This is a genomic window from Geobacillus thermodenitrificans subsp. thermodenitrificans DSM 465, from assembly GCF_000496575.1.
In the GTDB taxonomy this organism is placed as follows: domain Bacteria; phylum Bacillota; class Bacilli; order Bacillales; family Anoxybacillaceae; genus Geobacillus; species Geobacillus thermodenitrificans.
This window is the reverse complement of the sequence record NZ_AYKT01000006.1, coordinates 91357-102860: the sequence shown is the minus strand read 5'-3', so window position 1 is coordinate 102860 and position 11504 is coordinate 91357. Positions and strand designations below refer to the sequence as shown.

The following is an 11504-nucleotide window of genomic DNA, read 5'->3' as shown; positions in this document are numbered from 1 at the left end:
AGAGGACGAATGAAACTGTATACACGAACAGGGGATCAAGGAAAAACGAGTTTAGTCGGCGGGCGCGTCGATAAAGATCATTTGCGCGTCGAGGCGTACGGAACGGTTGATGAGGCGAATTCGTTCATCGGCTGGTCGCTCGCTTTATTGGCAGGCGATGAGCGGTTTCGTGACCTTTGCGCCGAGTTGCAAAAAATCCAGCACGAGCTGTTTGACTGCGGCGGTGACTTGGCCATCGTTAACGGGAAGATGCCGTATAAAGTGACCGAGGAGATGGTCACGTTTTTAGAACAGCGCATTGATGAGTACGTGCAAGAGGCTCCGCCGCTGCAGAAGTTCATTTTGCCAGGCGGTTCGAAGGCGGCGGCTGCGCTTCATATGGCGCGCACGGTGACAAGGCGGGCGGAACGGTGCATCGTTTCCTTGCAAAAAGCGGAACCGATCAATGATGCCGTACTCAAATATATGAATCGTCTATCGGATTATTTGTTCGCTGCTGCCCGGGTGGTGAACGCGCGCTTAGGGGTGGCCGACATCGAATACGAACGGAGTGCCATTGTGTTCCGAGACAAGGAGGAAAAACAATGAACCGCCGTTTTGCCTGGCTGGCCGTTTGTATGGCGCTTTCTGTCATCGGTTCGTTCATCAAGCTACCGACGTTTGTCGGTAGCATCGCTTTAGACAGTGCGCCGGCACTCGTTGCCGCCGCTGTTCTCGGCCCGCAAGCCGGAGCAACGGTCGCCGGGCTTGGCCACTTCATTTCCGCCTATATCGGCGGCTGGCCGCTCGGCCCGTTCCATTGGCTTGTCGCTTGTGAAATGGCGGTGCTTGGTGCGTTGTTTGCCGCGATGTACGGGCGGGGCTGGCGCTTTGGTGGAGCGATCGCCTTTTTTGTCGGTAACGTGTTCTTGGCGCCGTTGCCGCTTGTCGTTGCGTTCGGTTGGCCGTTGGTTATCGCGGTCATTCCGCCGCTGTCGGTGGCCACTGCTATGAATATATTGATCGCCATGGCGGTTATGCCGTCTGTCGTCCGCTTGGCAGCGAAAGTAGGGGGGAAGGCGCCGCATGCGTGATGTGCTTTTTCTCCCGCTCACCGATGGTGTTGAACTAGCGATTGCCGCCGACGGTTCAGCAGCGGTTGGGGAAAAACAAGGCGATGCGGTGTTTGTTCCGGCCGAGACAACTGCCTATTTTGCTGCCCGCGTCGCCTTAATGGAATTAGTAAGCGTCGGGGCAGAGGCAAAGGCGGTTGTGCTGCAAAACTTTATTGCTGATGAGCGATGGGAAGCTCTTTGCCGTGGCATTAGGCAAGCGGGCAGTGAGCTGGGACTTGATCTCCCAATTACAGGCAGCAGTGAATCAAATTTTGCCACCGTACAGTCGGCGCTTGGGGTGACAGCGATCGGAACAGTGGCTCATGGACAAAAGAGAATCGGCATCACACCGGAGACAGCCAAGTTTGCCGTTATCGGTCGTCCGCTCGTCGGCTCAGCCGTGTTGGTGCACTCGGACTGGATCGCGCCTCTTTCACTCGTTGCCGAACTTCTCGCTTCTCCGTATGTTTATGAATTGATCCCTATCGGTTCAAAAGGTATTTATTATGAATGGACACAGCTGTTGGTCGCCAACGGCCGTCAGTGGTGCGCCTGTGCGTGCCCGCTGCCGCTCTTTGCTTCCGGCGGTCCGGCAACCTCTTTGCTGATCAGTTATGACCCGGCTGGAGAGCAGGTGTTAAGGAAGCAGGCTGGACGTCTCTTTTTTTCGCTGTTTGCCGAGCTGTAATCGCCTGATGTTTTTAGATAAAAAACAGTTTCCTTTTCGTTTTCCACCCGTTATCATGAAGATAATGGGATTTTTTTGGTTTCGGTCCATGGAAAAGGATAGGGGGAGAGAGACGATGGACCCCGTCTTTGAACAGTTGTATGAAAAGTATCATGACGATTTGTTTAATTTTTTGTTTTACATGGTGCGGAATCGAGAGCATGCCGAAGATTTGGTCCAAGAAGTGTACGTGAAAGTGCTGCGTTCGTATAAGCGGTTTAAAGGGCAATGCAGTGAAAAAACGTGGCTGCTGTCCATTGCGCGCCATGTGGCGATCGATTTTTTCCGCCGGCAAAAACATCGGCGCAAATGGGCTGGTCCGTCGGAATGGAGCGAAGAGTCGATCGGCGCCGATGAACCGATGCCGGAGGAGGTTGCCATTCAAAAGGAGGAAATTCAACTCATGTATCGCTGTTTGGCGCGCTGTACGGTCGATCAGCAGCTTGTGCTCGTCCTCCGATTCATCCAGTCGCTGTCGATCGCGGAAACGGCAGCAGCGCTTGGCTGGACGGAGAGCAAAGTAAAAACGACGCAACACCGCGCGTTAAAGGCGCTGAAGCAATATATGGAGGAAGAGGCAGAACGGGAGGGGTGGCAACATGAAAAAGCTCAACTGGAATGAGCGATGTATTCAACACGGACTTGAACAGTTGCCCGTTGTCAAAGACCGCCGCGCGAAAGAGGATATTTACGAGCGGCTAGAGCGCGCCCGACGAGCGGCACGCTGGAAACGGCGCTGGCTTCCGGCAGTTGCGTCGGCGGCGGTGCTTGTTGCGGCTGCGTTTGCCGCTCCTCGTCTAATCATTCCGGAACCGGCGGACAAACAGGTAGCCTCTTCATCTGCCGTTCAGACATGGCGAGCGAACGATGTTTCTTCCCATCCAGAAGCGATGATGGCGACCGAGGTGTCGAATGAAGCGGTAAGTAAAGCGGTAATCGCCTTACCTGACCGGAAAATTGGCATGGTTGTACCGGTAGTTGTCCCGCTTTTCGGCCGTTTTGCCCTGGAAGAACGGCTGACGGCAGCGTTGGATGAGCTCAACCGCTCCTCGTTACGAAGCGCAGCCAAATGGCTTGATGGCATAACGATGGCACCAGAAGCAGGCGACAGGGGCACTTGGGCGGTGCGCGTTCCGGCCGACCATCGCATATTTACCGCTGATCGCGAGGAGCAGCAGCTGTTTTTCATGGCGGTGGTGGAAACCGTGCGGCAAATGGGCGGACAGAATATCCGCTTTTTCACCGGAGCGGAGGAAGGTCTTGACCTATCAGCATCTGGACCGTTGAAAACGACAAAAGTGGATCAGCAAAAACGAATTTATTATATAAACCGCCTTTCTTCGTTCGGCCATGCCGTGCTCATTTCAGTACCGAGCTCCGCCCGCTCGTTTTCCGAGGCGGTGCAGCGGATGAAAAAACCGGGCGGCCGTGGGCTTGAGCCGGCGATTCCACCGGAAGTGAAGGTGGATCACGTTCATGCCAGTGGGCGTCATGCCACTGTTTCACTTCGCTTTTCCGCTTCGCTGGACGCAGCGGATGCGGCGCGCATGGCAGAAGCGATTTTATTGACGGCGAAAGAGTTTGGCTTGCTTGAGGTGACGTTGGCGGCTAATGGCCGCTCGTCCATCGGTCCGTATCCGCTCGGGGAGCGGATTAAGGTGCCGGCCGGTCCGAACGAGGAACTATTGACGGCAGGCGGCCGATAGCGGCCGATGCCTCCTTTTGGTCATTTTACGGGGGCGTTTTGTTACAGTTTTGTTAATGTCGGCGTCGTGTTGTTCTATCGATCATCGTTTTGACATAAGACATATATGGTGCGAAGAAGGAAGGAGGAATGGAGAATGGATGATGTCATGAGACGGATCCTAGCGGTTGCGGGTGTGGCAGTATGCGTCGGTCTGTTGTTTCTCGTCGGTGCCAACGGATGATTGGATGAATATTCGAAAAACGGTTGTCCTCTTTCGCGGTGATGCGTTATAATGAGAAAAACATCAGGAGAGGAGAAAGACAGATGTTGACCGACTACCATAACCATCTTGAACGGGGGACATTGACGCTTGATTATTTGCGTCAATTTACGGATGAGGCGGCGAAAAAAGGGATTGAGCATTTCGGCATTTCCGAACACGCGTATCATTTTTATCAAACAAAAAACATTTTGTCCAATCCGTGGGTGGAAGCGCGCCGCTGCTACGATATGGCTGATTATGTCCAGCTGTTCCATGAAGCGTGGGATGCCGGCATCGATGTGAAAATGTCCATCGAAATGGACTATACGCCAGGCAAGCATGAAGAGATGGCGGCGTTCATCCGCTCGTACGATTTTGACTATGTCATCGGCTCCATCCATTGGGTCGACGACTTTGGCATTGACTTAGTCGAATATCGCCGCGAGTGGGAACGTCGTGATTTGTACGATACATACCGCAAATATTTTGATCAAGTCGTGACGCTTGCTGAATCGAACTTATTTGATATTATCGGTCACCTCGATTTGGTGAAAATTTTTAAATATGTTCCGGAAGATGAAGAATTTTTGCTCGAGCAATATGACCGGGCGACAACGGCGCTCGCTAATTCAAAAACATGCGTTGAGATCAGCACGGCCGGGCTGCGTAAGCCGGTCGGTGAGCTGTACCCGGATCCACGCTTGCTAAAAATGTGCTATGAAAAAGGCATTCCAATCGTCTTCTCCTCTGACGCGCACGTGCCGGAACATGTCGGTGCCGACTTTGATAAGGCAATTGAACTTGCCCGCAGCGTTGGTTATACTGAGTTGATGACGTTCTCGAAAGGAGAACGGAAGGCAGTGCCGCTCGGTTGAACGGAATGATACGATGAAAAAACATGCAGGTTTCCAATCCTGGGAGCCTGCATGTTTTATGGCCGGACGGGATGGATTGTGGCGTGATGCAAGAGAAATTCCGGTGGGGGACGGACGCCGTTTCACTGTTTGACGTAACGGCCGAAAAAACGCAGGCTTCGAAACAAGAAGCCTGCGTTTTTTATGACTACGCCTCAAGGCGTTTGACGGTCTCAATATCATCAATTTGCGCCAATGTTTTTAACACGGCATCGTCAACAGGTTTGTCCAGCGAGAGGATCATCATCGCTTTTCCCCCTGCCTCTTGACGACCGACTTGCATCGTTGCGATGTTGACGTCGTGGGCTCCGAGAATGTTCCCGACTTTCCCGATCATCCCCGGACGGTCTTGATGCTGGATGTAAAGAAGATGGCCTTCCGGAGCGAAATCAATGGCGACGCCGTCGAAGTGGACGATGCGATCGCCGTAGTTCGGCACGTGCGTCCCTTTAATCGTGAACGTTTTGTTCTCGCCATGGACGGTAAGCGAAATGCAGTTCGCATACCCATGCGTTTCATCAGAAAATTTTTCGCCGTACGTAATGCCGCGCTCTTTGGCGACCATGGCGGCGTTTACCTCATTGACGGTGGAGGCGACGCGCGGTTGCAAGAAGCCCGCGAGCAAGCTGCGGGTGATATACGTCGTTTCCAAATCAGCGACTGTGCCGGCATAGGTGACGGACAGCTCTTGCACCGGGATGTTCATAAATTGCGACGCGATTAAGCCGAGCTTCCGTCCTAAATGATAGAATGATTGAATTTTTTCATAGACGTCTTTTGACAAGGCCGGCAAGTTAATCGACGACGTGACCGGCTGTCCTTCGACAAAGTGAAGCAACTCTTCAGCGACCTGCGTGGCAACGTTCAATTGCGCCTCAACGGTCGATGCCCCTAGGTGCGGCGTAGCGATGACATTGGAGAACGCCAAAAGCGGATGGTCGCCTGGCGGCTCTTGTTCAAAGACGTCAAGGGCGACGCCAGCGACGTGGCCGCTTTCTAAAAACGGAATGAGCGCCTGTTCATCGATGATGCCGCCGCGGGCGCAGTTGATCAGATAAACTCCTTTTTTCGTTTTTGCCAAGTTTTCCGTGCCAAGCAGCCCCCGCGTTTCTTTTGTCAGCGGTGTATGGACGGTGATGATGTCGGCGGAAGCAAGCACTTCATCGAGCGAATGGATGGAGACACCGAGTTTTTCCGCCCGCTCTTTCGTTAAAAACGGGTCATATACGTGCACGGTCATGCCAAACGCGCGCGCCCGTTTGGCGACTTCTGATCCGATGCGGCCAAAGCCAATTACGCCAAGCTTCTTGCCAAACAGTTCTTTGCCGACAAACGCTGAGCGATTCCATTCCCGCGATTTGACGGAAATGTGCGCCTGCGGGATATGGCGAACAAGCGCCGCCATCATCGCAAATGTGTGTTCAGCAGCGGAAATTGTATTGCCGTTTGGTGCGTTAATAACGACGATGCCGCGTTTTGTCGCCGCGTCGATATCAATGTTGTCAACACCGACACCGGCGCGACCGACAATTTTCAAGTTCGTCATTTTTTCCAATAGGTCTTCCGTCACTTTCGTCGCGCTGCGCACAAGCAAGGCGTCGAACGTATGTAATTCGTCTTCAACTTCGCCAACTTTTTTTTGCACAATGTCAATATGTGCTGATGTGCGCAATGGCGCCAAACCTTCTTCACTAATGGCGTCGGAAACGAGTACGCGAAACACGGCTAGTGCTCCTTTCTTTTTCGAAGATGTTAAATTTCTGATAATTTAACATACTAAAGCGGTGTCTGTCAATGGGGTTTGAAGAAGTTATACAAATGAAAACGATTTCTTGTTTGATAATGTTCGGTTTTAGAAAAAGAAAAACGCCCATATTAAAGAATATGGGCGAGATAGTTCGGAAATAGATACAATGTCCGTTCTGGTTAGTGTCTAGTGTCGATTATTGATTTTTTTTCTCATTGTAGCGGGCGATGCATTCCTCGATCAATTTGGCAGCGGCTTCTGGACCTTCCCATGTGCCGATTTCTGTTCGTTTGCCTTGCAAGTCTTTATAGCGTTCAAAGAAGTGGGCGATTTCTTTCAGTTTATGCTGCGGCAAGTCTTCGATTGAGCGAACTTCATCAAACCGAGGATCCTCAACCGGTACGCCGATTAGTTTCGCATCTTCCTCGCCGCTGTCGATCATGTTTAAAAAGCCGATGACGCGCGTATCGATGACGCAGCCTGGGAATGTCGGATTCGTCGTAATGACTAAAATATCGAGCGGGTCGCCATCAAGCGCCAACGTATTTTGTAAGTAGCCATATTCGGCTGGATAAAACATCGGTGAGTACAAAACGCGGTCAAGTTTGAAAATGCCCCGTTCTTTGTCGAACTCATATTTGTTTTGGCTGCCAGTCGGAATTTCAATAAACGCTTCGACAACTTTATTTTCGAATGCCATAACCCGTTCCTCCTTGTTTTGCTCGTTATGTATGCATGAAAACTTGTCCGCCAATGGACGGCGGACAAGACAATCTTATTTTAGCATGTTCGCCCAGTATGCGCTACTTATGGAAGGGGATTTTTTCACGTCTTCACTAAAAAACCTCTTGCCGATCGGCAAGAGGGGGAATCTCAATCAAATTTATTCGGATCGCCGTCAAACGGTTCGTCAGCGACTTTGATTGATTCGGTCGGGCAGCCTTCAAACGCATCCATCATATCGTCAATTAAAATATCCGGCACTTCGACGATTCCTTGGTTGTCATCAAGGGTGACGTAGGCAATGCCGTCTTCGTCGTAATCGTAAATATCTGGAGCTGCTGCGCCACACGCTCCACAGGCAATACAGGTTTCTTTATCGACGATCGTGTACTTTGGCATAAAGATCTAACCTCCCCAAGTTTATTGGAAACGGACGTGCCATCTCCGTGTTGCCTGCTCGGAAATGAACTTTCACTTTTATAATAAGACCGTTTGCCATGCTTTTCAACTAAAAAATTGCTCTCCTGTATTTTTACACATATGCATGTCGTTTATTTTCGTTACCATATGGAAGGGGTGTCAAACTGAATATTTTTCGTGCCGACCAGACGGACGATTTTTGTTACAATAGAGGCGAGGGAGGAACAAGTGATGCGGCATGGTTATGCCTCGTTTCTGCTTGCGCACTGCTTGCGCCGCTTCAACGGCGAACGGACGCTGGCGGCGGTGTACCATTTATTTTCCGGAAAAAAGTCGGCTCAAACGTTGCAAGACAGCAAATGGTTTCAGCTTGAGCCGTTTTTCGGCACGTGGAAAGATGTGACGGTGGCCAAGCTTGAAGCGGCCGTACAGGAGCTGATCGAACAGCAGTTGGCCGCGCCGGGGGCGAACCGGACGTATAGGTTGACAGAAGCCGGAAAGCGATGGCTTGATACGCAAGAAAGCATGCTTCCCTGCCATTTGAACGGGTGGCGCTATCATGATATAGAACAGCTGTTTTGGCAGCGGCTCTCTCTCATTGGCCAAACGTTATCCAACCTCGTTTACAGGCAGCGCTTTACACCGATTTGTCGCGATGAGCGAACGCTTCTATGGGTGAAGCAATATTTGCTCGCCAACGGCTCGCGCCAAACGCTCGCTGCCTCGCTCTACGAGGAGCTCATCCGGCTGCTTGAGGCCGTCTCTGAAGAGGAGGCGACAGTGTTCACGCTGCGGTTGACGAGCGCCGTGCGCATCGGCTGGACGGCGGAGCAAATCGCTGCCTATTTGGAAACAGATGTGCTCTATGTGCAGTTTCAATTTCGCAACGTTCTCCATTATATGATGGCGGAGGCCGAGGCCGGTCGCGCTCCGACGATGGCGGAGCTGATGGACGGACTCGTGCCGGTGCAGCTGACGCAATCGGCGCAAAAAACGTACGAATGGCTGCAGAAAGGAAGAACGATGGAAGAAATCGCACTCCTTCGCCGCCTAAAGCGCAGTACGATTGAGGATCATATTGTCGAAATTGCTGCCAATGTACCTAGTTTTTCGATCGCACCGTTTGTGACAGATGAGAAGGCGGCTTCGATTCAAGCGGCGGCGCGGGCGCTCGGGACGCGCAAGTTAAAGCACATCCGCGAGGCGCTCGGCGGCGCAGTCAGTTATTTTGAAATTCGTCTCGTTTTAGCAAAGGAAGTGGGACGTTGGATGAATTAATAAAAATCTTGCATGCGCAATTCGGACATGCCTCGTTCCGTCCGGGGCAGCGGGAAGTGGTTGAAGACGTGCTCGCCGGACGCGATGTGTTGGCGATGTTGCCGACTGGAAGCGGCAAGTCGCTTTGCTATCAGCTGCCGGCGTATTTGCTCCCCGGAAGCGTGCTTGTTGTTTCGCCGCTTGTCTCGCTCATGGAAGACCAAGTCGAACAGCTGCGCCGGCGGGGGGAAAAGCGGGTGATTGCTTTCCATAGCTTGCTCGATGCCGAAGAAAAATGGCAGGCGCTCGCCTCGCTGCCCGATTTTCGCTTCATTTACGCTTCGCCGGAAATGCTGCAATCGGCAAAATTTTTGACGGCGCTTGGGCGTACGCGCATTTCCTTATTTGTTGTCGATGAAGCGCATTGCATTTCTCAATGGGGCTATGATTTCCGCCCCGACTTTTTAAAACTAGGGACGGTCCGGCGCGCGCTCGGTTCGCCGCCGTGCTTGGCGCTGACGGCGACGGCGCCGCCGGAAGTGCGGGATGATATCGTCCGTACGCTCGGGATGGAGCGCGCCTGCCTCCATATTTATTCTGTCGACCGCCCCAACATCGCCTTAAAGGTTGAGTATTGCTTGTCGGCTGAGGAAAAAGCAGCGCGTTTAGTTGAATATGCGAGGCAGCTTGAAGGGCCAGGGATCGTTTACTTTTCGAGCCGTCAATGGGCGGAAGAAATGGCGCGCCGCCTTGAGCAGAGCGGAGCGGGGCGGGTGGCGTACTACCACGCCGGCATGGACGGAGAGCAGCGGCTGCTCGTGCAGCAGCAATTTTTATACGGTCAGCTCGATATCGTTTGTTGCACGAGTGCGTTTGGCATGGGCGTGAACAAAGAAAACGTTCGGTTTGTGCTCCATTTTCATATGCCGGCCCAGCTCGAGGCGTACGTCCAGGAAATTGGGCGCGCCGGGCGCGACGGGGCGCCGAGCTTGGCTGTGCTGTTTTACGCTGATGGCGATCGGGCCATCGCCCAAGCGGTGGCTGAAGCCGAGCTTCCCGACCCGCACGAGCTGCGTGAATGGTGTTGGCGGCTCCCGGACAACGTTGCTGTGGAGCAATGGAATGCTGCCATCGAAGCAAGCGGGTTTACGGAGATACAAAAACGGCTCTTGACGTACTTGTTAGAATGGGGACAAACAGCGCCGCCTGGTCGGCTCACGGCAGAGGTGAAGGAGCAACTGTACGAAAGAATGGCCGCGGCGATTGAAACGCGGCGGCGCTGGAAGCGAAAAAAGCTGCATGAAATGGACGACTGGGTGCACACATCTTCCTGCCGGCGCGCGATGATCGTTCGCGCGTTCGGGGAAGAGCTGACGGACAAGCCGGGTGACTGCTGCGACTGTTGTGGGCTGCGGCTCGATGCCTATATGCGTGACACCCGTCGCTTGGCTGCGGCGCCGATTCGCCATTGGCGTGAAGAGCTATGGCAAATGTTTTTCAGCAGGGGGCGGCAAGATGAGACGGCAAAGTGAACAAATCCGACATATGACAGACCGCGAAGTGCTTTTTCATCTTTATTTGACGCAAGCGTTGTTGCTTATCGTTGCCGGCGTCGTCTCATTCTTTTTGTTCGATTGGACCGAGTGGCGCCAGCTTTGGCGGTTTGATCTGAGCGATGTGCTGTTATACGGAGTAGGTGCGGCGGCGCTCGTGTTGACGGCTGACTTTTTGGCGATGCGTTATTTGCCGGAAGACTGGCATGATGACGGCGGAGTGAATGAAAAAATTTTTCGCAACCGCTCCATTCCCCATCTCTTTTTTTTATGTGTGCTGATTGCCGTTACCGAAGAGTGGCTGTTTCGCGGCATCGTGCAGACACATTGGGGGCTTTGGGTGGCGAGTGCGATCTTTGCCGTGCTGCATGTCCGTTATTTGGAAAAATGGTTTTTATTCTTCATGGTTATCCTTCTTAGCCTGTTTCTTGGCGTGCTGTATGAACGGACGGATAGTTTATGGGTGACAGTCATCGCTCATTTTTTAATTGATTTTGTGCTTGCTTTACATATTCGATTGAGTCGGGAGACGGAGGAGGAAGAGGAGTAAAGAGATGGAAGGGACATCGAAGCGTCTAGAGCGGAGAAAACGGTCGGCGGCGGATACGAATACGCCGTTATCACGCCTAAAAAGGCGGCGGCAAAAAGAAGAACAAAAGCGAAAATACATCCCAGTTCGCTTGCTGGCGCTTTTGTTTTTGGCGCTGCCAGCCACGGTGATGGCCATCTACCACGCCCGATCGGATTCCGGGACGGTTACAGTCGTCCGCCATGAGGAAAGCAGCAACCGGGAAAAGGTGCGCATCATTCAAGCCGACGACGTGAAGGCTGCCGAACAAACGCCGAAACGGGAGCGGTCAGCGGACGAAAAAGATGTGGATCAAACGAACAGCAAGACGGTCACCCATGTTGTCGCGGCGAACGAAACGCTATACAGCATTGCCATGAAATATTACGGCACGCCAAGCGCGATGGAACTCATCAAAAAAGAAAACGGCTTGTCAACTAACCGGCTTGAGCCAGGGCAAACGCTGCGCATTCCGCTTCATGAACAAAACTGAGTGCGGCCGACCCCGGCATGCAAACAATCGATGATCGGTGTTTTCTCCTTTGTTCTAAT

General features: G+C 52.7%; 13 protein-coding genes. 10 read left to right on the top strand and 3 right to left on the bottom strand.

Going from position 1 to position 11504, the window contains the following annotated elements; translation table 11 throughout:
- The first annotated feature begins 9 nt into the window (after positions 1-9).
- The 6 genes from DSM465_RS0107125 to DSM465_RS0107095 all read left to right on the top strand — a co-directional run bounded on the left by DSM465_RS0107125 (position 10) and on the right by DSM465_RS0107095 (position 4645).
- The gene (locus DSM465_RS0107125) at positions 10-588 is read left to right on the top strand and encodes a cob(I)yrinic acid a,c-diamide adenosyltransferase (RefSeq protein WP_029760996.1); all 579 of its coding nucleotides are present in this window, start codon (positions 10-12) and stop codon (positions 586-588) included.
- Positions 585-1073, top strand: a complete 489-nt coding sequence (locus DSM465_RS0107120) for an ECF transporter S component (RefSeq protein WP_029760995.1) — start codon at positions 585-587, stop codon at positions 1071-1073. The genes DSM465_RS0107125 and DSM465_RS0107120 overlap by 4 nt, the downstream gene beginning before the upstream one ends.
- Positions 1066-1782, top strand: coding sequence for an AIR synthase related protein (locus tag DSM465_RS0107115; RefSeq protein ID WP_029760993.1), 717 nt, complete (start codon positions 1066-1068; stop codon positions 1780-1782). The genes DSM465_RS0107120 and DSM465_RS0107115 overlap by 8 nt, the downstream gene beginning before the upstream one ends.
- A gap of 115 nt (positions 1783-1897) precedes the next feature.
- Complete coding sequence (gene sigX / locus DSM465_RS0107110; protein WP_029760992.1) at positions 1898-2443, top strand: RNA polymerase sigma factor SigX; 546 nt, start codon at positions 1898-1900, stop codon at positions 2441-2443.
- Complete coding sequence (locus DSM465_RS0107105; RefSeq protein ID WP_008879666.1) at positions 2421-3527, top strand: GerMN domain-containing protein; 1107 nt, start codon at positions 2421-2423, stop codon at positions 3525-3527. The genes sigX and DSM465_RS0107105 overlap by 23 nt, the downstream gene beginning before the upstream one ends.
- A gap of 305 nt (positions 3528-3832) precedes the next feature.
- Positions 3833-4645 (top strand): histidinol-phosphatase, encoded by an 813-nt coding sequence (locus DSM465_RS0107095; protein WP_008879665.1) that lies wholly within the window; start codon positions 3833-3835, stop codon positions 4643-4645.
- 187 nt (positions 4646-4832) lie between these two features.
- Here DSM465_RS0107095 and serA read toward each other — a convergent pair whose 3' ends face one another.
- The 3 genes from serA to DSM465_RS0107080 form a co-directional block, all read right to left on the bottom strand.
- Positions 4833-6407, bottom strand: coding sequence for a phosphoglycerate dehydrogenase (gene serA, locus DSM465_RS0107090; protein ID WP_029760991.1), 1575 nt, complete (start codon positions 6405-6407; stop codon positions 4833-4835).
- Positions 6408-6627: 220 nt separating this feature from the next.
- The gene (locus DSM465_RS0107085; RefSeq protein ID WP_029760990.1) at positions 6628-7131 is read right to left on the bottom strand and encodes an inorganic diphosphatase; all 504 of its coding nucleotides are present in this window, start codon (positions 7129-7131) and stop codon (positions 6628-6630) included.
- 173 nt (positions 7132-7304) lie between these two features.
- Positions 7305-7553: a ferredoxin gene (locus tag DSM465_RS0107080; RefSeq protein ID WP_008879661.1), complete on the bottom strand. Its 249-nt coding sequence runs from the start codon at positions 7551-7553 to the stop codon at positions 7305-7307.
- 252 nt (positions 7554-7805) lie between these two features.
- Between DSM465_RS0107080 and DSM465_RS0107075 the strand changes: the two genes are divergently transcribed.
- The 4 genes from DSM465_RS0107075 to DSM465_RS0107060 are packed head-to-tail and all read left to right on the top strand — an operon-like array spanning position 7806 to position 11445.
- A complete protein-coding gene (locus tag DSM465_RS0107075) occupies positions 7806-8852 on the top strand; it encodes a helix-turn-helix domain-containing protein (protein ID WP_029760989.1) in 1047 nt (348 codons plus the stop codon).
- The gene (locus tag DSM465_RS0107070; protein ID WP_008879659.1) at positions 8840-10363 is read left to right on the top strand and encodes a RecQ family ATP-dependent DNA helicase; all 1524 of its coding nucleotides are present in this window, start codon (positions 8840-8842) and stop codon (positions 10361-10363) included. Before DSM465_RS0107075 ends, DSM465_RS0107070 begins: the two co-directional genes overlap by 13 nt.
- Positions 10347-10934 carry a CPBP family intramembrane glutamic endopeptidase gene (locus DSM465_RS0107065; protein ID WP_008879658.1) on the top strand — a complete coding sequence of 196 codons (588 nt, stop codon included), beginning with the start codon at positions 10347-10349 and terminating at the stop codon, positions 10932-10934. The genes DSM465_RS0107070 and DSM465_RS0107065 overlap by 17 nt, the downstream gene beginning before the upstream one ends.
- Positions 10935-10938: 4 nt before the next feature.
- Entirely contained in the window at positions 10939-11445 is a 507-nt protein-coding gene (locus DSM465_RS0107060; protein ID WP_011887709.1) for a LysM peptidoglycan-binding domain-containing protein, read from the top strand.
- Positions 11446-11504: the final 59 nt, after the last annotated feature.

Bases quoted from the DNA above. Each gene is read 5' to 3' on its own strand.
- DSM465_RS0107125 (WP_029760996.1), top strand. From the start codon at position 10: ATGAAACTGTATACACGAACAGGGGATCAAGGAAAAACGAGTTTAGTC.
- DSM465_RS0107120 (WP_029760995.1), top strand. From the start codon at position 585: ATGAACCGCCGTTTTGCCTGGCTGGCCGTTTGTATGGCGCTTTCTGTC.
- DSM465_RS0107115 (WP_029760993.1), top strand. From the start codon at position 1,066: ATGCGTGATGTGCTTTTTCTCCCGCTCACCGATGGTGTTGAACTAGCG.
- sigX (WP_029760992.1), top strand. From the start codon at position 1,898: ATGGACCCCGTCTTTGAACAGTTGTATGAAAAGTATCATGACGATTTG.
- DSM465_RS0107105 (WP_008879666.1), top strand. From the start codon at position 2,421: ATGAAAAAGCTCAACTGGAATGAGCGATGTATTCAACACGGACTTGAA.
- DSM465_RS0107095 (WP_008879665.1), top strand. From the start codon at position 3,833: ATGTTGACCGACTACCATAACCATCTTGAACGGGGGACATTGACGCTT.
- DSM465_RS0107085 (WP_029760990.1), bottom strand. From the start codon at position 7,131: ATGGCATTCGAAAATAAAGTTGTCGAAGCGTTTATTGAAATTCCGACT.
- DSM465_RS0107080 (WP_008879661.1), bottom strand. From the start codon at position 7,553: ATGCCAAAGTACACGATCGTCGATAAAGAAACCTGTATTGCCTGTGGA.
- DSM465_RS0107075 (WP_029760989.1), top strand. From the start codon at position 7,806: ATGCGGCATGGTTATGCCTCGTTTCTGCTTGCGCACTGCTTGCGCCGC.
- DSM465_RS0107065 (WP_008879658.1), top strand. From the start codon at position 10,347: ATGAGACGGCAAAGTGAACAAATCCGACATATGACAGACCGCGAAGTG.
- DSM465_RS0107060 (WP_011887709.1), top strand. From the start codon at position 10,939: ATGGAAGGGACATCGAAGCGTCTAGAGCGGAGAAAACGGTCGGCGGCG.